Below are 22616 nucleotides of genomic sequence, written 5' to 3' on the forward strand. Positions count from 1 at the left end.
TGTGCATCTCCTAGGAATGAAAGGTAACGACCGAGGGACATGCCATCATGTTAACCGAAGCGGCCGCAATTCGCCAGCGCCGGGCGCGAGCAGCGGACTCTCTAATACGAGGGGACAAGTTTCGACTGCGCTCGAGATCCTCGGAACGTATAATGTATCTAGGGAATACGAACGCGCCATGCGCGGACCGTGCATGGCTTGAATGACTGCCGGCAGATCGAGAATAGGGAGTGGAAGGTAGATGAACAGTACGCGATTCGATTCGTTTCGTTCGATTTTGGAAGCGGTTACCGACCGGGTGATTCCGGGGGATGACTGGCCGTCGGGGACGGAGGGCGGCGTGCTGACGTATTTGGAGCGCCATGCCGCCGAGACTGCCGGCATCTGGAGCGAGGTGCTCGAGCCCGGACTTCGCGCGCTGGAAGCGGCGGCAATCGCGCGTTATAGCCGTCCGTTCGCCGAGTTGGCTTCGAAGGCACAAGATAGCCTGCTGCAGGAAGCGGAGAAGGACGCTTTGCCGGACTGGCCCGCGTCGTCCAAGCGCTTCTTCGACGCGTTGTTGCCCCTGGTGATCGAAGGCTATTACGGGAGTCCGGAGTCGGGCGGCAATCGGGAGGCCAAGTCATGGGCGATGATCGGATTCCGTCCTGGCGTCGTCGATGAACAACAGCCGCGGATTCAGGAGACGGAGCTTGCGCAAACGTCGCTCGACGACCTTCGCGAGGCGTATGACGCCGTCATCGTGGGCGCCGGCGCCGGCGGCTCCGTCGCGGCCGCCGTATTGGCCGAGGCGGGGCTTCGCGTATTGGTCGTCGAGCGCGGCAGCTGGCTTCGTTATGACGACATCGGGCGCGACCATCTGCGGAACCATCGGTTCACCAGATATGGTCACAACACGGGACCTTCGCTAGAGGGCAGCCCGCGAACGATTCTGCTCGCGAACGGCCAAGAGCGCATTACCTCGCCCATCGACGGCGATTATCATAATAACGCCATGACGGTGGGCGGCGGGACGCGTATCTACGGGGCGCAGGCGTGGCGGTTCCATCCGGACGACTTCCGCATGGCGAGCCGTTACGGAATACCGGAGGGGAGCTCGCTCAGCGACTGGCCGATCCGCTATGAGGATCTCGAGCCCTATTACGAGCGGGCCGAATGGGAAGTCGGCGTCTCCGGCGACGGCAGTGCTCACCCCGGACGCGGGAAGCGGATGCGTCCGTATCCGATGCCGCCGCTTGCGAGGACGCTGGAGGCCGAACGATTGGCCCGGGCGGCAGACAAGTTAGGCTGGGATGCGGGACCGGTGCCGCTGCTTATCAACTCCGTGGAGCGGGACGGACGGCCGGCTTGCGGCCGATGCGGGCAATGCGTCGGGTTCGCTTGTCCGACGAACAGCAAGAACGGCGGACATAATACGATGCTCGTGCGGGCGATCGCGACCGGCAAGTGCGATCTGATCTGCGATACCGCGGTTGCCTATATCGATACCGAAGGGGGCAAGCATGCCACCGGAGTGCGTCTCGTACAGGAATGGGAAGGCGGGATCCGTCGGCGGAGCGTGCGGGCAGGCCATGTGGTCGTGGCGGCGGGCGCGATCGAGAGCGCGCGGCTCTTGCTTAACTCGGCCAGCGACGCGGAGCAAGGCGGGATCGGCAACCGTCAAGGACAGGTAGGCCGGCATCTTCAAGGCCACGTCTACTCGGGCGCCTACGGACTGTTCGATGAACCCGTGCAAGACGGCCTTGGTCCGGGGGTAAGCATCGCGACCTTCCGCTTCGACCATCGTTCGGATAGCGGCATCATCGGGGGAGGCCTGCTGGCCAACGAGTTCACCCGGCTGCCGATCCTCCATTGGTACCGGGCGCTCGCGCCGCATGCGCCCAGATGGGGGAGCGCGGGCAAGGCGACGATGCGCGAGACGTACCTGCGCACCAGCCATATTCAGGGGCCGATCCAAGAGATTCCGAACGCGGATGCCAGAGTTCGGCTCTCAGGCTCGGCCAGGGACCGCTTCGGCCTCCCCGTCGCGCAGCTTTCCGGCAGCGTCCATCCCGAATCGCTTCGCGCTTCGGCCCTGCTGGCCGAGCAAGCGGAGAAGTGGCTGTGGGCGGCGGGCGCGCGCGACGTATGGCGGACCACGGCAGGCGGCGGACTGAGCGGCGGACAGCATCAGGCGGGCACGCTGCGGATGGGCGACGACCCTTCGACGTCGGTGACGGATCCTTCGGGACGCGTGCATGGCTACGATAATATTTGGATCAGCGACGGCTCGGTGCACGTCACCAACGGCGGCGTCAATCCGGTGCTCACGATTCTGGCCTTGGCGTTCCGGACGGCCGAGAATCTGGTGAAGTCGAAGTAGGGCCTTCCCGTATGGTCGGATACGGCTCTGAAGGCGTGTTGGATACTCAACTATCACTCTCATTTTTTGTGATCATATAGTATAGGATCAGAGAAGGAGGAGATAGCATGCCGGCGAGAGTCAAAAGGAAAAAGCCAGTCGGGAATGTTACGCGAAAAAAAAGTATAGCCGCAAGAAAAGCGAGAGCCACCCAGGTGCTAAACCCGGGCTTCACCGACCCGACGTTCTTCCCGTGGCGGGATGTCGGCGCCGTATTCCTTTCCACCCTGCGTCCGAATATTGGCGCGCAATCCGCGTTTTTTGCCGTTCAGCCGGGCAGAAGCGCATCGCTGCGGCAGCGAGTGACATTAGGGCAGCCTGGCCCCACCGGCAGATTTCGGTTAATCTATAGCGTATTGGCGGATCGGAACAATAATCAGGGCGTTTTTCAGGTCAGCTTTTTAAATACGGCTATTTCAAGAACGACGAATTTGAACCTGCTGCCATCCACGAATTACGGATCGTTCGAGATCGTCTTTTCGAGCGCGCAATCTTCACTGGAGCTGGAGTTTCGGGTCAATGGGACGGGGTTGCGTCCAGCTTTTATGTTTCTTGATACCGTCGTCATTATACCGGCATAAGAGGGGGGCCGATGTTCTCGCTGCAGGAGAAGAAGCTGGCTTTCGCCATACGGAGAAGGAGAGGCCTCTCGGCCTCTCCTTGTTGTACGCTCATTTCCTACTTGTTCAAGATGGCCTGCGCCACAATCGACAGGTCAAGGATATCAATGACGGCATCCCGGTTCTGGTCGGCGCTTGCAAGCCAGCCATGCGAAGAAGGTGTTTCGCCATAGTGGGAAGCGATAATGGCAAGGTCCCCGATCGTGAAGCGATTGTCCTCGTTGATATCGCCCGGCGTGGCGGTGTTCACCGATCTACGGAACGTGTCCATGGCCGTTTGAAGCGTGCTCACGGCTTGATCGATTCGCGCTTGGGTCGCAGATGGATCGGCAGCAACGGCGCTTGCCGCATTGATCGCGGCCTGGAATGCTTCGCGAACTTCTTTCTTGTACTGGCCGGCTTTCGTGCCTTCCGGCGCGCCGTCGTGCAGGGTTTGCGCATCCGCGATCAGGCGCTCCAGCGATTGCTTTTCTAACGAAACGATTCGAATATCATGTCGATCGCCCGTCACGGACCGTTCCTCGCCAGCGCCATTGGCAAGGATAACGCCGGTCACGCTTACACTGGCGACAGAGTTCGGGGAAGAGGCTGCCGCTCGGAAAGTCAGCCGGACAAGGCTGCCGCTCTCGTCTGGCTCGATGCCGTGCTCGGAATCGACGCCGGCGAGCAGAAGCCGAACGCTGCCCGGCGTGTCGCTTTGTCCGGCGATGATCACGTTCTCCTTCAACGACTCGGCCTTCACCAATTCAAGTAGAGAAGGATCGTATTGGATGGTCAGTTCTTGGGCGTACGCTTTGCTCTGGTCGCCTTCAACTTGATCCAGCCCATAGGTCAACTCGAAGGTTTGGCCGGCATTCGCTTGATCGGCGCCCTCAAGTTCGGCGGACGTATTCTCATCGACGATCATGATCCAGCTAATCTGCGGATCCGGGGAACCCGCTACCCTCCGGACGGTAACGTCGATTGGCCCGCCGGTCACATTGACATGCTCATAGCCGAGCGAATCGTAGGCATCGGTGAACACATAACCGCTCGTCTTCACTTCCCCGTTGATGAGGATGTTGGCTTTGCGGCTGCCCTTGGTCGAGGCGTACCACGGATCGTACAATCCGACATAAACGGTATAGCTGCCATCGGGAATATCGAATTTGTACGTCAGGTCGTCCCCATTGTTCGCCTTCAGATAACGCAGCGCGGTGAACATATTGCCGCCATTGCTGCCCGAAGGACTCGTGCCGGTACCGACATATCCCCATGATTTGCCGTTCGCCGGATCGTAGGCTTGATCAATGACGGACTTGTTCACCAAGGAATGCTGCATGTACGAGCTCCATAAGGCGTAGTCGTCTGTCGCGGCGCCGCCGGCATGGACGAGATAAAGCACATTATCCGGCAAGACCGTTAGCGAGAAGCGGACTTCTTTATTACTCAAGTCCGTTAGGCGACCCGTGATAGTTGCGTATCCCGGACGTGAAAATTCCGCTTCATTCAGCGTCCACGCGACGGCGGTTTCCTTCGATTGGCCGCTCGTATCGATGACCTTTACCTTAGCGGGCAATTGCGGCAGATGACCAACGGTCGCTTTTTGCGGAATGGAAGTTTGGAGGGTCACTCTGCCCATGCGGTCCAAGTCCTCGAGTTTCCATTCGTCATACCACTTGAGCGCAATCTCATCCTGTTGACCGAATTCAATCGGCAGCCAAACATAGCGCGAATTCTTCAGGTCATTGGAATTCCAACGGTCTCCCATGTAAATAAACTTGCCTTTGGCAGGATCAACCGGGATGACATTCGTGCTCTGGGAGTCAAAGGTCGTAGAGGCTTTCTCCCCGATGGATGGGTCGCGCATCGTCTTCCATTCGCCGAAAATGGAGTCCGCCACCGTATATTGCGCCCGGTTCGGCGCCCATCCGGTTGCGCCGGACGTGATCAAATAGTATTTGCCGTCATACTTGAACATGGCGGGAGCTTCCCGTTGCGCACCCGGAAAGACGCGGATGTAATCGACGCCGTACTCGGCCTTGTAGGTGGTATCGCGCGTCTCTAAGCCGTCCTTATGCCAGCCGACGACATCGGTGTAAGACTCGTTCAGCTTGGAGATATAGATTGTCATATTCTCTTCGCTGGAGTAGATGAGATAGGCGGTGCCGTCGTCATCCTTGAATAGGTTCATGTCCCGCGCCATGCCCGGCTGGTCCGGCTGACCGTCATAGCTCGCGCCCGGCGGCACGCGGTCCATCCGGTTGCTGACTCCGTAGACGAAGGGGCCGGTAGGCGAATCGCTGAGCGCATAGCCCGCCTCGGCTTTGGCATAGTTGGCATTCGACGTTGCGCTTGGCCCGTCCGTGTGCAGCCACATGACGTATTTATTCGTCTTATCATTGAAGATGACCTTTGGACGCTCCATAATGCGCTGCGTGCCGATGTCGTTGAAAATATCCGCTTGATCCGTCCGCCCCGCATACAAGGAGGAGATGAGCGGATCCGTCTTGAACTGATCCATCGATTCGATGGCCGTCAGCGCGAGACCTTCGTCTTTCCAATTGTATAGATCCTTGGAGGAGTAGACGCGGATTCCTCTGGCGGGGAGGTAGCCATTCGTTTTATCCTCCCCGTACCAATAATAGGTTTGCGAAGGCTCGTCGAAGAGGACGCCGCCGCCATGGGCCTGAATAGGCGCGCCGTTCGTGTCCGTCCATACCGTTCCAGGCGTGTAGGAATCATGCGTGACCAACGGCGCGAGCGCTGCTTCGGCTGCATCCAGCTCCAGCATGACGGATCGGATTTCATCTTGAACCGTTACGACATCGACGCCATCCTCGGTTACGCGGGTGACGAGCGCTTCGGCTTTGGCGATGACGCCTCTTAATAGGCTGACGCTGTATGTCGTGTAAATCGGATTGCTTGCCGCAAGCTCGGCTGCGTCGATGCGTTCCCGCAGATCCGAGATCGGAATGGTCACGTGCTTACGGACGATGATATAGCTTACGAGCGGATCATTATGATTGGTAAGCGCAGCCGTCGCGGGTCCTTGGATGTCGAGGTTCAATTCACCGTCGGATACTTCCTTGGCGGAGTAGGTGACTTCCTTCAAGGCGCCATAGCTGCCTATATCGTAATCGCCGCCGGAGACATTGCTGCCTTCGACGAGAATATTGACGCTGCGGCCGCTCCAAGGATTTTGAAAGCCCAACGTAATATCATATCGGTCTGCCGGCAGCTCGAAACGATATTGGATCGCTTTGCTTCGAACCTGCGCGCCATTATAGTAACGGAGAGAACCGTTTTTGGAAGAGGCGTTCGTCACGTTCGTCCCCGTTGTGGCTGTCGCGTAGCCCCACTTTTTGCCGGTTACGAGATCCATCCCGTAAGCTTGTTCGGTTCGGCTGGCATACAGGCCTAGTTTATCGCCGATCTCCAATGTAAGCGGGGAAGGATCACCCGCATTCACAAAATAAACGATGTCGTCGTTATCCTTCATTTGCTGCTCGGTGTACGCCAAGTCGGCGGCGTCTTCGGCGTGGATGGCCGGAGTGAAGGCGGCGGATGCGCTTGCGACCAGGGTTGAGGCTAGAAACACCGTGGTTACCTTTTTTCGTAGAAACAATCCGATTCCCTCCCTGATTGTTTGTGCACAAAAAAGATACGAAATGTATCTCGACGGGCCTAACGAAAAACGTTCGTGCAGGGAAGCTGCCCTCCCTTCAAATGTATTCGCTTACATGGGTATATCCTTTTCATTATAATCCTCGATATGCGAGCAAAACATTGAATTCGATGTGATTTTCGTGCACTTTTATGGTTGAATGAACATTGCGCTGGTATTCCAACGGGTTACAACGAAAAGAAGGAGCGTGTGGTTTGCTATGTTCATGGAATCAAACAAAGAGAGAGCGCTTTCGTTCGATATTCGAAGGACGATCATCTTGGGAGCCTTTATCAAAGAATGGTCAATGCCCCAATACCGGGTCATCCTGAACCATCCCGAAAAAGCGGTTCACGTAGAAATCTATTATTTTCCGGCAGCAGGCGAGAACGACGTAGCGAGATTTTCGACTGTCGGGTTATCCAATACGCTCCGCTCCAATGGACAACCGATCGGTACGGAATGGGTGATGGCTTTGCCATATGATTTAGGCGGCGAGTCCGTCGATCGAATATTCTCGTATGTATGCGATCTAATCGCGCATCATATTGTAACATCTCGTGATTCCCGGATACCCATAGTCATGGAGGAAAGTAAGCTTGCTCCAGCAAACTGGTCGACGAAAGCCTTTTTCCTGGACGAGCTGAGGGGAGAAAGCGAAGATCTGGAGGAGATTCAGATCGGAAACGAGGTTATCCGGGTTGTATGGGCGTTACCTATCACTGCGCAAGAAGCCACCCTGATTTTGCGGGAAGGCGTGGATGCCTTCGACTCCTACATGGCAGGCACTGAACATTCCATTATCGATCCTCGTCGGCCGTAGGCAACTCAGCAATAACTACCAACGGATTCAAGAAATATTGATAAGTTTCTTGTTTGTCTGGTTGAAGTAACGGCAGTTCGCTTGAATGGGAATATTTCCTTCGAATGGATTGGATGTGTAAAATAAATGTATCCGTGCACGCTTTGAGGAGGATGAGGAATGCAATTACGGGATTTAGCAGCACTTATTCCGAACGCGATTGTCCGTGGAAACGCAGATATCGAAATAACGGGAATCTCTAATCATTCACGACGTCTTTCACCGGGTGAACTGTTCGTATGCATTTCAGGCATTCCCGGCTATCAGGAAGATCGGCACCCCTATGCCGGCGATGCTGTTCATGCGGGGGCGGTAGCCATTGTCGCCGAGCATGACATTGAGGTCGATGTTCCCGTGGTTCTCGTGAAGGATTCGCGGCACGCGCTTGCGGTGCTTTCAGCGCATTTCTATGGTTATCCTAGCCGCGAGCTCACACTGATCGGGGTCACCGGAACGAACGGCAAAACAACTACCGCCCACATGATAGATGCGATTCTTCGGTATGCTGGCAGCAAAACTGGGTTGATGGGGAACATCGGCACGAAGATCGGAGATACGCTTTTCGAGACAGACATCAATACGCAAGAGCCGCCAGTACTGCAAGCGAATCTTCGGAGAATGGTCGATGAGGGCTGTTCAATTGCCGTAATGGAAGTGACGTCGCAGGGGCTCGATGCCGGGCGGGTATTAGGTTGTGAGTTCCGGTCGGCCGTGTTTACTAACATTACGCAGGATCATCTGGATTATCACGGTACGATGGAACGTTATATCGCCGCGAAAGGCCTTTTCTTCTCAAGGCTCGGCAACGGTTTCTCCGACGATCCGGCGAAACGCAAGTTTGCGGTGCTGAACGAGGATGATGACGCTTCTTCCGTTCTTCGCAAGCTTACGGCGGCGAATGTGCTCACATACGGCATTCGCGAAGAGGCGGATGTACGGGCAGAAGCCATCCAATTGACCCCATTAGGTACGTCATTCCGGGTCGTCACGTATAAGGGAACCGCTGAGATGCAAGTCGGTATGGTCGGTATGTTCAACGTTTATAATGCATTGGCGGCAATTACTGCTGCTCTCGTCGAGGGTTTGACACTCGAGACTATACGCGGGGGGCTAGCATCGTTTCCAGGCGTTCCGGGTCGGATGGAGGTTGTTAACGAAGGGCAACCATTCCTCGTACTGGTCGATTATGCCCATACTCCGGATGGACTGGACAATCTGCTACGTGCAGTCCAAGGGGTTGCCAGACAACGTGTTATCACGGTATTTGGCTGCGGTGGCGACCGCGACCGGACGAAGCGCCCTATTATGGGACGCATTGCGGCTGAGTACAGCGACTATGTGGTCGTTACATCCGACAATCCGCGTTCGGAGAATCCAGAACAGATTCTGACGGACATCGAGGCAGGTCTACGAGAGAAGCATGATTCGGGAGACAGCTATGAATTAACGGCGGATCGTGCCGAGGCTATTACGAGGGCGATTGCAATGGCGAATCCAGGTGATGTCGTCGTCATTGCGGGTAAAGGGCATGAAACTTACCAAATCACGTCGGTTGGAACGATTAAGTTTGATGACCGCGAGGTTGCCAGGGATAAGATTCGAGAGCGGAGGGGCGGAACTCCCAGCTAATGGGGTAGAACTGCCTAAACCAGATAGTGTGGACTACAAGATTAAGTAATCGGAAAAATATAGCTGAATCTAGACATGACGGCAGCTGGCCATTGATCGGCTGCCGTTTTCATTGAAATATCGGGCAATTTAGATTAGCAATCTGTAAGAAACAATTCGAACTGAAATGCCCTAAAATGCAGCATACAGATACTCGATACCAGCTTTAATAGAAAGGATGAACAGCAAAATGGGAGAACTTGTCGTGCATATGTTCATGACCTTGGATGGCGTTATACAATCCCCCGGGTCGCCTGATGAAGACCGTGACGGTGGTTTCGGCTATGGCGGTTGGCAGGAGCCGTTTACAGATCCCGAGTCTGGACAATTGATCGCGGCTGATTATGCCAGCCTCGACGCTCTGTTGATCGGTCGTAAGACGTACGAGAACTTTGCGTCGTACTGGCCGCAGGCGCCAGATACAAACCCGTTCGCCAAGTTGATGAACGAGAAACCCAAATATGTTGCATCCCGGACATTGACTAAAGTGGATTGGAACCATACAAAGCTGCTCGACGCCGATGTGACCATAAGTGTGCCTTTGTTGAAGGAGCGGTACGGGGAGGTGCACGTCGCCGGCAGCAGTGACCTGGTCCAGACCTTGTTACGTCATGAGCTAATTGACCGAATGAACATCTGGCAGTTTCCTGTATTGCTCGGAAAGGGAAAACGATTTTTCGGTGATGGTACGCTACCGACGGTCCTGCAATTGATGGAATCCAGAACGTTCTCCAAAGGGGCGGTTCTATTGCGTTACCAGCTTGTAGGAAAACCGTCATTCGGCAGTATGTGAACGAAGCTTCAGTTATTGATTAAGCTAACGGAAGAACGTTAGTTCAACCGTTACACAGCGGCAGCTGGCCAAACGATCGGCTGCCATGCGACCCGCCCCGCACGTCAATGGTCATTTTGCCATAATGTGAATATAGTGTGTTAACCAGTTAAAGGGGGATTTGCCATGGGTGCGAGGGTTAAGTATACGTCGTCTGACGTTGATTTGTTGGCGCGGCTTATGAGGGGCGAGGCACAGGCGGAAGGCGAAAAGGGAATGTTAACGGTTGGCGCTGTCGTGATTAATCGGGCCGTAGTCAGGTGTTCGGACTTCAAGAACGTCAACAATATTAATGATGTTATTTATCATTATATGAATGGCGATGCCATGTTCGACGCCATAGTAGAACCCGATTTTTATCTGAAGTCACGGGAACGAGAGCGGCGGCTAGCTGAGCAGACCATAAAAGGCTGGCGAGAATGGCCTTCAAAATACTCGCTGTGGTATTTCAACCCGTGGGGGCCAACATCTCAAGCTTGCCCCGAAGTGTGGTACGGTCAACCGCTCGCGGGTACTTGGAAAAATCATTGTTTTTACCAACCAACAAGCACGGAATGCGCGGAAATTTACCGATAAAAAACTTTATAAGGGCGAATGCCAAAGGCATTCAATGCCAAATAAAAAACACTTCGGTATGCCATCGACTACGAAAAGTTGCCTTAAAAGAAGCACAGCCTCTTCTTGATAAGCGTCCTCACCTGACTGTGAAAAAATAGGTGATCACTTAAAAGTAGTTGCAAATCCAAACTTTAAATAATCAAGGGTGGCTTTTATCAAATTTCACGTAGTATCGGAAGAAGCTTAAGCTATCTGGGAACGATAGCTGAATGAACACCGCGGCAGCCGGCCATTTGATCGGCTGTCGTTTTCATTGAATTAACGGGCAGGGTAACGCGGAAATACCTCGAATGATATTCATATCCTGGTAATAACTAGAGGTGCATAATGGGAACGGATATTCATTGTTTTGCAGAAGAGAAAGTGTATGAAAATGAAGGTGTAAACCGAATTGGCAAGTGGGTATCCTGTGATAAGTGGACAAGCAGTTGGGCAGGTGTCGTTCCTGATATTGACGAGCCCCCGATTTGGGAGGTCCTAAGAAAGGATATGGTCTTCACTGATAGAAATTATGAGCTCTTTGCAATCTTGGCAAATCAACGTAACTCCGAGAACATGCCTTATATCTGTGATCCACGCGGGTTGCCCGAAGACGTTAGCCCGAAGATTCCGCCCCAAATCATACTTATAGAAGGTCATAGTACGACGTGGTTTACTGCAAAAGAACTGATAGAATATAACTGGGACCAAGTGTTTGAATATGAAGATGAGACTATGGACGGCGAAAAAATAATGGAATCGGTTAATTATCGGGAATGTGGATGTAGATTTTTGGATGCCGTAAATCGTCTTGTTGGAAGTAAGGACCCTTCGGATATTAGACTAATCATTACGTTCGATAATTAGTTGATTATGCTCTAACAGGAGACTTTAGTTGAACGATCCAGGAGCAGTTGCCGCCGCGGCAGCTGCTTCTTTTATCATTAAGCTATTGGGCAGCATTCCTATATTGAAGAAATACGAGGTTTGAGAAAACAAAAAGACTCCTTGGTATGATATTAATGGGTCCACGATGCTGGCCAGCTAACGGATCCAAAAACAAACCAAGGAGACTACAAGATGCATTCTACTCAAAATGATCGAATTAATCAAATCACTTCTACCATCGCTCCACGTGAAGAAAAGCAAAGAATTAGATGACAATTCGCCAACCAAGAACGACATCAAAGATGCTAAAGTCATCGCGCAGCTCGTCAAAGACGGAAGATACGCCGTACCTAACCTTCCCCAAGGCATCTATGCCGAACTCAGGGAAGCGATGAAAATTCGCGATCATCTGTCGACTGACTTGCGCGTGGTGCAAGGCCGCGTCCATAACAGGTTGGATCGGTATTTTCCAGAGTTCCTCATGGTATTTAAGGATTGGGAGTGCAAGTCCGCACGCCAAATGCTCAGTCTTTGTTTGTTGCCGCATGAGCTGGTTTCAGAGTCAGAGGAGGCCTTGCTGAGTCATCTCAGGAAGGTTGCCAAGCGAGGTCTGGGTATCGAGCGTATGAGAAGTCTGAAAGCAGCGGCAAGCTGTTCGGTTGGTATACGAGAAGGTACAGCACTAGCAAAACTCGAGCTGAGACTGTTGTTAACACAGTACGAGCTGCTTGAAAGTAAGTTTGAAGAGCTTAAGGCAAGGCTGGATGAGCTCTTAGAACAAATTCCACATGTGAAGCAGTTAATGGCCATAAAAGGCATTGGTCGGGATAGCATAGCCGGTTTCCTCGCTGAAATTGGCGACATTGAGCGTTACCGGCATCCAAAACAGATCATTAAGCTCGCCGGCTTGAACCTCAAAGAAAACACGTCCGGGAAACACAAAGGACAAACGAAGATCACAAAGAGAGGTCGTAAGCGGTTACGGGCGCTGCTATTTCGCGTCATGATGCCGCTGGTGGCCAAGAACCGAGCGTTTAAGGCCTTGCATCAGTACTACACCAAACGGCCAGACAATCCGTTGAAAAAGATGCAGTCGTTCATTACGCTTTATGGCAAGCTGATTCGAATTCTCTTTGGTGTCTTGAAAAAAGGTCATCGGTTCAGTGAAGTAAAGATGTTGCAGGATATCCCTCGGTTCACGAAAGTTTCGTTAGCAGCTTAAATTCAGGCTTTTCATAGAGGACGAACGTAAATAACAAGGGTACGGACAATTGAAGCACGGATGAGTCGGAACAGACCTATCATACGGACGAAGATCCTGTCGGGCAGCATATCCGACCTCCACCTCATGGACAGGTTGAATGAAGGAATGTGGGAGCGAAGACTCTGTGAGACATGGGAGGGTTGACCTCCATGAGGCGATGTGGAGATCCAAAGGTGCAACCATAAATCTCCAGAACGACCGCTTTTTTTAAACGAGTGGTCTGGGTGGGTATGCTTTTTCGCTTTCCCTGCCCCACATTCTGTATCTTTTACAATTTTGCTCCATTCAGTTTGTGTTTCGTACGAAAGAAAAACGTTCAAAATCTAAGAAAACAGGCGTATTTAAGAGGAAAACGATTCTCCATAGAGGGAGGATACTTCCAATTAGTTGTATGATTAGGAGACGTAATCGAGCTATCTAATCACAGGGAAAGGAACAGCAACCAGACATATTCACAAATGTGTCTAGGGCTTCATTGTATAGAAAGCTGGAACAGTTGATGAGTTATACCAAAAATCGGAAATGTATAATAGAAAATAAATTTCATATTGAGGTGGAATTATATGCCTAAAATTGACAATATGTTGGCAATTCTATGGATGCTTCGTTCAGGTGAAAAAATTACTGCAAAACAAATTTCAGAAAAGTTAGAGATGAATATAAGGACTGTGTATCGTTATATTGATACAATTTCAACAAGTGGCGTACCTATAATTTCAGAACCAGGACATAACGGTGGATACACTTTATTGAACAATTTTATTGAGGCTCCTCTTTTTTTTGATTTTGAGGAGCAAATTTCACTATTTCACGCTGCTGTTTTTGCAGAAGAAGCCGGATATTATGGAGGTGAAGCACTAAATAGGGCCATTTCAAAACTAAGTAAATACTCAAATCAAGAGCAGGAAACAAAGATAAACCAACATTTAACTAGTCTTGAAGTAATAAGTCGATTAAGTTCATTCGCTAGGGAACCTTTTTTGAAGGAGTTGGAGCAGGCCGTAGCTGACGGGTACTCAGTAAAAATTCTTCACCATAAAAGTGGCGAAAAGCAATTAAATTATAGATTGGTCGATCCGTACAGAATTATCTATTGGAATAATAAGTGGTATGTGATTGGATTTTGTCATCTTAGGAATGATATCCGTAGTTTTAGATTAGATCGAATTGAAAGTCTAATGCTAACTGAAAATAAGTTTAACCGGCCAGAAAATTTTTCAGCACGTGTCTCTTTTATGAAAAATCTTCTTCCAACTATAGAAGATAAGGAAGGGATTATTTCTTTGGTTATTAATGGGGATAAAAGTGTATTAGCTGATATTTGCCAACATTGGTTTTTAGGACATTATTTACAAGAGTGGACTTCAAATCAAGCAGTATTTCTTCTTGAGAAAGATATGATACATACATATGTACCTTATTTACTTTTAACGTACGGTAAATCTATTCGAGTTATTGAGCCAATCAGCCTTAAGAAAAGAATGATTGAAGTTTTGTCGGAATTAATTAAATTTCACCAAATTTGATTACTCCCCTGACGCTAGGTGTCAGGGGAGTAATGTTATAGTTGGCTATATCAATTGTGATTGGAGTGTTATTGGATGCAAACAAAAAAAGTTTTTTTATATGTATTTAATACAATGTCGGACTGGGAATATGGATATTTAATTGCTGAACTAAACTCAGGAAGATACTTCAAAAAAGATTTAGTACCTTTAAAAGTAATTACAGTAGGAGCTAATAAAGAAATGATTACTACTATGGGAGGACTGAACATAAAACCAGATATTTCCCTTGATGAATGTACTCTTGAGAGTAAAGATCTTTTAATTTTACCAGGAGGGACTACTTGGAATGAAGAAATTCATCAACCTATCTTGGAAAGAATTGGCCAAGCTTTAACGTTTGGCACTATTGTTGCTGCAATTTGTGGTGCAACTGAGGCCCTTGCGAATATGGGATACTTAGATACTAGAAAGCATACAAGTAATAATTTAGAATACACTAAAATGGTATGTCCTAACTATAAAGGAGAAAAGTTCTATGAGGGGGGAACTGCGGTGTCTGATGCGAATTTAGTTACTGCATCAGGAATAGCTCCTCTGGAATTTGCGATGGAAGTACTGAAAAAATTAGATGTATTTGCACCAGATACATTACATTCATGGTATAACCTAAATAAGACTCATAAACCCGAATACTTCTTCCAGCTAATGAATTCAATAAATAGCTGAGCTAAAAAATCAACTTAGCAGTTCTATATTGGTTCAAATAAAAATAATGAAGTAACTGAAAAGCTCACTTTCTCTATTTTGTTTTGCAGAGAAGTTGGGTTTTTTAATTTGGAATTTTCTTATTGTTGTAAATCCGCATTTTCCTGTCGTTTCCCTACCTGAGCATAAATTTTTCATTGGTACGTTATTTGTTCCTCAGTTAAGTTCCACCGTAGATTACTCACACTGCATCATTGACTCCTTTATTACCACTGGGTTAAAAGAGAGTTAAGCTAACTAACTGGGAACGTTAGTTCGATAAAGTGAAGTCTATCCAAAGAGCCACTCCATTGTCAGGAGTGGCTTTGTTTATATTATTGATATATTTTATGGGGTCAAACTGTACGTTGTGTTTTGATACGTTACGGTGAACCGTACCACAAGTAACGGCAAGTTTTAAGAAGACAGAAGGCCGGAGTAGGAATTAATTCTTTCGAAAGCGAAGGGCCGTCTCACAAAGGATGGCCCAAAATTGCATTAGAGATAACGAGGTATTTCAGTGTTTGAAGTAGTGGCCCTGTTCAAGGTCCGCGATCAGAGCAGGGTACACTGGCTGCCATCCTAAGCGTTCCTTAGTCAGCGCGCTCGAGGTTGGATTATCGGTGGAAGCGGCGAAGGAGAGCCACCCGAAGTGAGCGTCTGCCTCTTCACGGGTTATGCTGCGCACCGGCAGGTTAAGTTGACGACCGATGACGCCGGCAATATCCCGAAAGGGCACTCCCTCGTCGGCGACCCCGTGATATATGGCTCCCGTGTCGCCCTTCTCAAGCACCAGTCTGAAGAGACGTGCCGCATCCAACCGATGCACTGCCGGCCAGCGGTTGCGTCCATCTCCCACATATGCCGAAACCCCTTTTTGGCGCGCGATCCCGATGAGGGTCGGTACGAAGCCCTGCTCGTCCTCACCATGGACGGACGGTGCGAGACGGACGATCGATGACCGCACTCCGTGGCCAGCCAGTACAAGCGCCGCCTCCTCGGAGCGTCGCGGCGTAGGTTGCATCGAAACCTGCTCTTCCGTCCCGAGGATTCCCGGCATGAGCATTAACGTGCCCGAGGTGGCAACAAATAGTTTCCCGGTGCCCTTGAGCGCCGCTCCCATTGCCTCGATTGCCAGGCTGTCGGCGGCTGCGGCTGCCTCAAAACTGGAGAAGTCATGTTTGAAGGCCAAGTGAATGACGCCATCCGCCAACCCAGCGCCTTCTCGAAGGCTGTCAAGGTTATCGAGGTCGCCGTAGTGCACATCGGCGCCGGCTGCCGATAACGCTGCGGCTGACTTATCAGAGCGGGCGAGTCCAACTACCTGATGGCCAGCATCGAGAAGTTCGCGTACGACGGCAGAACCGATGAAACCCGTTGCACCAGTTACAAATACACGCATTGTATTCATCCTTTCACCTCAATGGCATGATTAGGTACAGGAGAGATTATACAGCAGGCAATCAACAAAGTAAACTAATTTAACTAAATTAGTTAAGTTAATAAAATTCGTTAATGAAAATTGTGATAACATCGATTTTGTTATACTATTGTGGAGTAAGCATCAAAGGAGGCTTAAGTCGTGAGGAAACCGATGAGCACCAATCACTACTTGAATAAAATTAAGCCGATCGTTCGAAAAGCGAAGTTCAGCCAATTGAGAATAGACGATATCGCAAAATATATGGATATTAGTAAAGTGACGCTATATAAACATTTTTCATCCAAAGATGATATCATCGAAAAGGTTGTCGAATATGAAATTCAGTACTTACAGCAGGCTGATCTCGTTGTAAATGATGACTCCCTCTCTTATGCAGATCGCTTCCAAAAAACATTTCTGCAGTCGCTGCTGTGCGTTGTTTATTTATCTGACCTGTTTCTGCAAGATCTCAAGGAATTCTATCCGACGCTTTATGATAAGCTCGCTATGGCCCAACAAAATCGAAATAAGAATTTACAGGCTTTTTTCGAAAACGGGATGGACCGGAAAGTTTTCAACAGAATGAATCCCGTGCTGCCCTTGATTCAAGATGACGCCACACTGCGGCGCTTCATGGAACCGACTTTCAGTATTCAATGGTATGATCTCACGTTGAAACAAGCAATAATCGAATATTATAAGATGAAAAAGTATCAAATGATTAGACCGGAACATCTGGATGCAATTGACGACTCCAATTTTGAGAGTCAGGTAGCGGAGATTTTACTAACAATTTCGTGAGCACATCTGTGGGGTGGCCTTTAACTTGCCGTTACAGACTGAACCGTACCATAGTTTACATTCAGGTCATTCCGGTAACGGGAAACGATAGTTCAACACGCCCTGCTGATTATTAAAACCTCTCCTTAGAAGCAAACTAGTTTTAATAGCTTCTAAAGGGAGGTTTTGTTATGAAATTAAGTGAGCTGTGGAGGTTGTATGAAGCTGGCATCTTTTTGGAGGGGGTTGAATGCCCAATGAACGTACTCATTTTAATTTTCATGTTCTTGGTAGTCACTGGCTTAATTAGTATTGACGGTAGCCTTAAACGGAAGTTGAAGAATGACAAGATACTTATGGAGAAAATAAATGAACTTATTGAAAGGAATAAATAAAAGTCTAAGTGATTCAACTATCGGAGACATTAGTTCCATCAACCAACCATGATGAGGCTGCCGGTAAGATCGGCGGCCTCATTAAGCTACCGGGCAAGAGTAAATAATGAAAGACTGGATAAAGGGGAATTTCGTTGTATCTCTAACGGTTTTGTAGTACCGTTTCCTTATCAGAAGTGTATCTAAGTTATCCTAAGATCATTAAGAACGCTTACTTGGCAACCGATCAGCTGCTCCTTCGGTTGTTTTTTATTTCCATTCATATGCTATAGGAGATGGAGCATTGATGCCTAGAATACTGATCGTGGACGATGAAGCGGACCTTCGAAAACTGCTGACCGATTACTTCGAAATCAACGGGTATTTCGTCATGACGGCCAAGGACGGCCGGGAGGCGCTGCGGAAGGTGGAACAGCGCCCCGATCTCATTTTACTGGACATTAACATGCCCGAACAGAATGGTCTTGAATTATGCGAGAAAATGAGAGACTTCGTCTCTTGTCCGATCTTATTCTTAACGGCTCGAATCGAAGATGCCGATAAAGTAGCCGGATTTGGAGTCGGAGGAGACGACTATATCCTGAAACCGTTCAGCATTCGCGAGCTGGGCGCCAGGGTCGAAGCGCATTTGCGCAGGGAACAGCGAATCCAAACCAAAAACTCGGTGAGGTTTAACGATGATTTAGTCATTGACTATACGGCCCGGACGCTGTGCTACCGGGGTACGCGAATTCCGCTGGCCAAAAAAGAATTCGACATTATCGAATTGCTGTCCATGCATCCCGGCATGGTGTTCGAGAAGGAACGCATATACGAAAATATATGGGGCTTGGACAATGAAGGAGAAAGCAGCGTGATCGCGGAGCATATCAGGCGAATTCGCTCCAAATTAAAGGAATACGAGTGCAAGGACCGAATCGAGACGGTTTGGGGAGTAGGATACAAATGGCCAAGTTCATGAATGGGCAACTGCTAAAGCGACTCAACTTGCTGCAATCTTTTATTCTGTTATGCGTTCTTACGCTCATGGCCGTACTTGGCGTCATCACCCTGGAGTTTGCCTGGGCAGAGAGCCTGCGGAAGCGTTTCGGAGATGCGGATTGGGTGCTCACCTCCCTCGTCGCGGCGGTTCTGCTAACCGTGACTGCCGGAATTGTGACCATGGCCGTACTATTTTACCGGTGGAAACTACAACGTCCGCTGGAGATATTAAAGCAAGCATCCGAGAACATTTCGGCCAATGATCTAAGCTTCCCTATCTCCTATGATAGCCGGGACGAGATGGGCGAGCTGATTGCCGTATTTGAAAATATGCGCGAGCAATTGGAAAGAAACATGAAGACGCTGTGGCGTTCGGTTGAGGAGCGCAAGCAGCTTAATGCGATTTTTGCCCATGATCTGAGGACGCCGCTGTCGGTGTTGAAAGGATACGCCGAGTTTCTCGCGACCTATTTGCCCGAGAAGAAATTGTCGGACGAAAAGGTGCTCGACCTAATTCATACCATGAACCTTCACATCCTGCGTCTGGAGAGCTATGCGGAGGCTATGGCCTCGATTCAGAAGCTGGAGGACGTCCCGGTGAATCGCAGGCCGACGGAGACGACAACGTTGACGGCTTTGCTGAACGATAGCGCCGAACAACTCACGAGGCAGTTCGGTAAACGCTTCGTCTCTTCTATGGAAGGCGCTAGTATCGAAATTAACGTGGATACTTACATCGTCATGCAGGTTTTTGAAAACCTGGTGGCCAATGGGGTGCGCTACGCAGTCAGTCAGGTGAATGTTCGCTATGTCATCCAAGATGGCGCTTTACATATTACCGTCACGGATGACGGGCCCGGTTTCTCGGACGAAGCCTTGCGCAAGGCCGTACTTCCTTTTTACCGCGGGGAGATGTGGGACGCGAACGAACATCACGGGTTGGGTCTCTATATTTGTAAGGTGCTTTGCGAAAAACACGAGGGGGGCCTGCGGATCGAAAACCATCCTCATGGGGGAGGCAGCGTGTCGGCAAGTTTTGGGATGGAATTGATAAAAAGTTGAAGATTATCCGTTAGCATTTCCTTATCGCGAATTAAAGGAGTGCTATGATGCAGAACCTGCAAAAAAGAATGTTCATCGCAATCGGCTGCTTGCTGCTTTTATGTTCCGTGTGTACGACGCCCATATCCGCCATGGAAGTCCGTGATCGTGCCAAGGTGTGGCGGGACATCGACGAATACATGAACCGGAACATGAAGGCAAATCACATCGAGGGTGCGTCTTTGGCCATCGCGAATAACGAAGAGGTCTTCTATGCAGAGGGCTACGGTACATTCGCGGATGGCCAACGCGTAACGGGCGATACGCCTTTCCCCATTGCTTCGCTAAGCAAATCTTTTACCGCTTTGGCCGTGCTGCAGCTGGTCGATAAAGGACGGATTGACCTCGATGCGACGTACGCGTCCTATTTTCCCGAACTTTCGCCGCAGGACCCCCGCGTTCGTGACATTACGATTCGCCATTTATTGAATCAAACCAGCGGTCTGAATGATCAAACAAATCCCGACATGACGAGGAATCCGCAATTCCAAACCCTGCATGAGGCGAAATGGTTATTAAACGAGGTTCAGCTCGCCCATGATCCCGGAACAACCTACAGCTACCATAATCCCAATTACGTGCTGTTGGCAAACCTCGTGGAAAGCGTCAGTGGAGAGCGCTTTTCGGATTACCTGAATCAACATGTTTTTAAACCTCTCGGAATGGACAATACCTTCAGTGTTGGCACGACGCGGCAAATCGATGGGAACGACGCGATTCCGCCGGGGCATTACTTCATTCTGGGACGTTCCGTAAGCCATTCGGAGCCGCTATGGTTCGTTGAAGGTCCAGCCGGCATCGTTTCAACCGCGGAAGATATGTCACGGTGGATGCTTGCCCAGTACCGCGGCGACCTCCTTTCCCCGGCGCTGACGAAACAATACCATTCCGCCGGAGCTATCGGCCCATATGGAATGGGATGGCTGGCAGACCAAGAGGAAGCCGGCGGCCGAACGATTTCCCACAGCGGCATTTTCTGGACGTATAAGTCGGAAGAAACGATTTATTTGGACGATCAGATGGGGATCGCGGTGATGTTTAATTCCGGTTTGAACGCTTTTGTGAATTACGCCGCGTTTATCGATGGAATCGCGGATATTATGAGGGGCGAGCAACCCGAAACCTCTTTTCTGAACGGCCGAAATATGGAAATCATCCTGATTGCGCTGATCCTCGCGACGCTTGTATGGGGCGTGTATGCCTATGTTCGCATCCGTCGGAAGAAGAAGCGCCTAACAATCGGCAAGTTGATTTCGATAACGATAGGAAGGCTGATCCCGATCCTGATTCTCTTGTCCCTGTCTCCATTGTTGACGTTTATCGGCGGAGGGCGCGTGCTGCCCTGGTTCGGCATTTGGACTACTCTACCAACTCTAATTTTATGGCTTGCTGTATGGTCGCTAGCCAATGTACTGCACTTGGTTTGCTATTATAACCTCTATGTTCAGTATACAAAAAAAGCTCGTTTGGAGGCCGGCTACCGATAATGCTAGGAGGTTCTGTTTACGACTGAGAACGATCCCTCCATAATAACAGGCAGTCTACGACTTTATTTTCCAAGTCTACAGACTGCCTTTCGTTATTACAGGGGTTTAGTCCGAGTCCGGTCAAACCCTTTATTTTTCTCGTACGCTTGCGGATGACGTTACGTAACCCTCTATACTGGTGTTGACCAGTCAGAAATCAAATCAAGCGGAAGGAGGATGGAAGATGGAATTGAGCGAACCGACTTATTTTACGACAGGACAGCTGGCCAAGCGGACGGGGCTCACGCTGCGAACGTTACGATATTACGACCAGATCGGACTCCTGACGCCGGGCAAGGACCAGATCGGGGCGGCGCGGCGATACGATGTGGATGACCTCAGACGGCTGCAGCAAATTCAGACGCTCAAGTATGTGGGGCTGTCGCTGGAGGAGATCGGACAGCTTCTCGCGGCGGAGATGGATGCGGGACGTGGGATTCGGGATTCGCTTCTGGCGCAGCTGGACGTGCTGCGGCAGAAGATGGCGCATGCCGAGAACGTCGTCAAGGCGATCCGGCAGGCGCTGGCGGATGACGAGCGGCTTGGCGAGAGGAGTTGGAGTCATCTGGCGGATATTATCCGGGCCGTGCAGGCGGAGCAGAAGTGGGGAGAGCAGTATCGGAATGCCTCGCGGCTGCAATCCCGCATTCACCTGTACGATCGATTCTCGACCAATCGGCACGGTTGGCATAGGTGGGTATTCGACCAACTGGGAACGGAGCGGGATGTCCATGTGCTCGAGGTCGGCTGCGGGGATGGCGCCTTGTGGCTGCGCAATGCCGACCGCATCCCAGAGAGCTGGCGTATCACCTTAACGGATATTTCCCAGGGAATGTTGGAGGAGGCGCGGGACCGGCTTCAAGGGCTGCCCCAGTTCAAGTTCCTGTTGGTCGATGCGCAGGATATTCCGTTCCATGACGGACAATTCGATAAAGCGATTGCGAACAATATGCTCTACCATGTGCGGAACATCCCGCAAGCGATCAACGAAATCCATCGCGTCCTCAAGAAAGGCGGTCAATGCTACGCGACGACGATGAGCTTGCGGCACCTGCAGGAGGTGGAGCGGCTGGGGACGGATTTTGACCCGGCCATGAAGGTGCTGGATCGCGTGATCGAACGATTCCACTTGGACAATGCGGCCGAGCAGTTCGCGCCTCTCTTCCATGAGGTTCAACCGCTCATGTACGAGGATCGTCTAGTCATCACCGAAGCGGAGCCGCTGATCGACTACATGACCTCAACGCCCATGAATGCGAGGTCGCGACTGCAAGGAGCGGCGCTGGAACGGTTTCGCGACTATGTCGGACATCGGCTGGAGAATGAAGGCCCGCTCAAGGTTACGAAGGAAAACGGCATGTACATAGGGAGGAAATAACA

General features: G+C 50.5%; 16 protein-coding genes and 1 pseudogene. 15 read left to right on the forward strand and 2 right to left on the reverse strand.

Annotated features, from left to right (window positions below; all coding sequences use genetic code 11):
- Positions 1-241 precede the first annotated feature (241 nt).
- Both BCM02_RS18795 and BCM02_RS18800 read left to right on the forward strand, forming a co-directional pair.
- Positions 242-2362: a GMC family oxidoreductase gene (locus BCM02_RS18795; RefSeq protein ID WP_148930666.1), complete on the forward strand. Its 2121-nt coding sequence runs from the start codon at positions 242-244 to the stop codon at positions 2360-2362.
- Positions 2363-2469: 107 nt separating this feature from the next.
- Positions 2470-2982 carry a hypothetical protein gene (locus BCM02_RS18800; protein WP_148930667.1) on the forward strand — a complete coding sequence of 171 codons (513 nt, stop codon included), beginning with the start codon at positions 2470-2472 and terminating at the stop codon, positions 2980-2982.
- 97 nt (positions 2983-3079) lie between these two features.
- Here the strand turns inward: BCM02_RS18800 and BCM02_RS18805 are convergent, their stop codons facing one another.
- Complete coding sequence (locus BCM02_RS18805) at positions 3080-6628, reverse strand: family 43 glycosylhydrolase (protein WP_148930668.1); 3549 nt, start codon at positions 6626-6628, stop codon at positions 3080-3082.
- Between the two features lie 259 nt (positions 6629-6887).
- Here BCM02_RS18805 and BCM02_RS18810 point away from each other — a divergent pair, with 259 nt between their 5' ends.
- The 8 genes and pseudogenes from BCM02_RS18810 to BCM02_RS18845 all read left to right on the forward strand — a co-directional run bounded on the left by BCM02_RS18810 (position 6888) and on the right by BCM02_RS18845 (position 15012).
- Positions 6888-7490 carry a suppressor of fused domain protein gene (locus tag BCM02_RS18810; RefSeq protein WP_148930669.1) on the forward strand — a complete coding sequence of 201 codons (603 nt, stop codon included), beginning with the start codon at positions 6888-6890 and terminating at the stop codon, positions 7488-7490.
- Positions 7491-7649: 159 nt separating this feature from the next.
- Entirely contained in the window at positions 7650-9158 is a 1509-nt protein-coding gene (locus BCM02_RS18815; protein WP_148930670.1) for a UDP-N-acetylmuramoyl-L-alanyl-D-glutamate--2,6-diaminopimelate ligase, read from the forward strand.
- A gap of 229 nt (positions 9159-9387) precedes the next feature.
- Positions 9388-9990, forward strand: coding sequence for a dihydrofolate reductase family protein (locus BCM02_RS18820; protein ID WP_148930671.1), 603 nt, complete (start codon positions 9388-9390; stop codon positions 9988-9990).
- Between the two features lie 165 nt (positions 9991-10155).
- Positions 10156-10605: a cell wall hydrolase gene (locus BCM02_RS18825; protein ID WP_148930672.1), complete on the forward strand. Its 450-nt coding sequence runs from the start codon at positions 10156-10158 to the stop codon at positions 10603-10605.
- Between the two features lie 369 nt (positions 10606-10974).
- The gene (locus BCM02_RS18830; protein WP_148930673.1) at positions 10975-11493 is read left to right on the forward strand and encodes a hypothetical protein; all 519 of its coding nucleotides are present in this window, start codon (positions 10975-10977) and stop codon (positions 11491-11493) included.
- A 259-nt stretch (positions 11494-11752) separates the two neighbouring features.
- Positions 11753-12736 (forward strand): annotated as a pseudogene (locus BCM02_RS18835) (IS110 family RNA-guided transposase); the annotation flags it as partial.
- Between the two features lie 605 nt (positions 12737-13341).
- A complete protein-coding gene (locus BCM02_RS18840; protein ID WP_148930674.1) occupies positions 13342-14304 on the forward strand; it encodes a helix-turn-helix transcriptional regulator in 963 nt (320 codons plus the stop codon).
- 75 nt (positions 14305-14379) lie between these two features.
- The gene (locus BCM02_RS18845) at positions 14380-15012 is read left to right on the forward strand and encodes a type 1 glutamine amidotransferase family protein (RefSeq protein WP_148930675.1); all 633 of its coding nucleotides are present in this window, start codon (positions 14380-14382) and stop codon (positions 15010-15012) included.
- A gap of 535 nt (positions 15013-15547) precedes the next feature.
- On the opposite strand, the gene BCM02_RS18850 is transcribed toward BCM02_RS18845, so the two are convergent.
- On the reverse strand, positions 15548-16432 hold the full coding sequence (locus tag BCM02_RS18850; protein ID WP_148930676.1) for an SDR family oxidoreductase: 885 nt from the start codon (positions 16430-16432) through the stop codon (positions 15548-15550).
- Between the two features lie 180 nt (positions 16433-16612).
- Here BCM02_RS18850 and BCM02_RS18855 point away from each other — a divergent pair, with 180 nt between their 5' ends.
- The 5 genes from BCM02_RS18855 (at position 16613) to BCM02_RS18875 (ending at position 22614) form a co-directional block, all read left to right on the forward strand.
- Complete coding sequence (locus BCM02_RS18855; RefSeq protein ID WP_425466191.1) at positions 16613-17254, forward strand: TetR/AcrR family transcriptional regulator; 642 nt, start codon at positions 16613-16615, stop codon at positions 17252-17254.
- A 660-nt stretch (positions 17255-17914) separates the two neighbouring features.
- Positions 17915-18589, forward strand: coding sequence for a response regulator transcription factor (locus tag BCM02_RS18860; RefSeq protein WP_148930677.1), 675 nt, complete (start codon positions 17915-17917; stop codon positions 18587-18589).
- Positions 18574-19671: a HAMP domain-containing sensor histidine kinase gene (locus BCM02_RS18865; protein ID WP_148930678.1), complete on the forward strand. Its 1098-nt coding sequence runs from the start codon at positions 18574-18576 to the stop codon at positions 19669-19671. Before BCM02_RS18860 ends, BCM02_RS18865 begins: the two co-directional genes overlap by 16 nt.
- Positions 19672-19718: 47 nt before the next feature.
- On the forward strand, positions 19719-21197 hold the full coding sequence (locus BCM02_RS18870) for a serine hydrolase domain-containing protein (RefSeq protein ID WP_148930679.1): 1479 nt from the start codon (positions 19719-19721) through the stop codon (positions 21195-21197).
- A 223-nt stretch (positions 21198-21420) separates the two neighbouring features.
- The gene (locus tag BCM02_RS18875; protein ID WP_148930680.1) at positions 21421-22614 is read left to right on the forward strand and encodes a MerR family transcriptional regulator; all 1194 of its coding nucleotides are present in this window, start codon (positions 21421-21423) and stop codon (positions 22612-22614) included.
- Positions 22615-22616 lie beyond the last annotated feature (2 nt).

The sequence above is a fragment of the Paenibacillus methanolicus genome, assembly GCF_008124765.1.
Classification (GTDB): domain Bacteria; phylum Bacillota; class Bacilli; order Paenibacillales; family Paenibacillaceae; genus Paenibacillus_Z; species Paenibacillus_Z methanolicus.

Coding starts and splice junctions, on each gene's coding strand:
- BCM02_RS18815 (WP_148930670.1), top strand. CDS start 7,650: ATGCAATTACGGGATTTAGCAGCACTTATTCCGAACGCGATTGTCCGT.
- BCM02_RS18865 (WP_148930678.1), top strand. CDS start 18,574: ATGGCCAAGTTCATGAATGGGCAACTGCTAAAGCGACTCAACTTGCTG.
- BCM02_RS18845 (WP_148930675.1), top strand. CDS start 14,380: ATGCAAACAAAAAAAGTTTTTTTATATGTATTTAATACAATGTCGGAC.
- BCM02_RS18825 (WP_148930672.1), top strand. CDS start 10,156: ATGGGTGCGAGGGTTAAGTATACGTCGTCTGACGTTGATTTGTTGGCG.
- BCM02_RS18875 (WP_148930680.1), top strand. CDS start 21,421: ATGGAATTGAGCGAACCGACTTATTTTACGACAGGACAGCTGGCCAAG.
- BCM02_RS18800 (WP_148930667.1), top strand. CDS start 2,470: ATGCCGGCGAGAGTCAAAAGGAAAAAGCCAGTCGGGAATGTTACGCGA.
- BCM02_RS18850 (WP_148930676.1), bottom strand. CDS start 16,432: ATGCGTGTATTTGTAACTGGTGCAACGGGTTTCATCGGTTCTGCCGTC.
- BCM02_RS18830 (WP_148930673.1), top strand. CDS start 10,975: ATGGGAACGGATATTCATTGTTTTGCAGAAGAGAAAGTGTATGAAAAT.
- BCM02_RS18810 (WP_148930669.1), top strand. CDS start 6,888: ATGTTCATGGAATCAAACAAAGAGAGAGCGCTTTCGTTCGATATTCGA.
- BCM02_RS18860 (WP_148930677.1), top strand. CDS start 17,915: ATGCCTAGAATACTGATCGTGGACGATGAAGCGGACCTTCGAAAACTG.
- BCM02_RS18870 (WP_148930679.1), top strand. CDS start 19,719: ATGCAGAACCTGCAAAAAAGAATGTTCATCGCAATCGGCTGCTTGCTG.
- BCM02_RS18840 (WP_148930674.1), top strand. CDS start 13,342: ATGCCTAAAATTGACAATATGTTGGCAATTCTATGGATGCTTCGTTCA.
- BCM02_RS18795 (WP_148930666.1), top strand. CDS start 242: ATGAACAGTACGCGATTCGATTCGTTTCGTTCGATTTTGGAAGCGGTT.
- BCM02_RS18820 (WP_148930671.1), top strand. CDS start 9,388: ATGGGAGAACTTGTCGTGCATATGTTCATGACCTTGGATGGCGTTATA.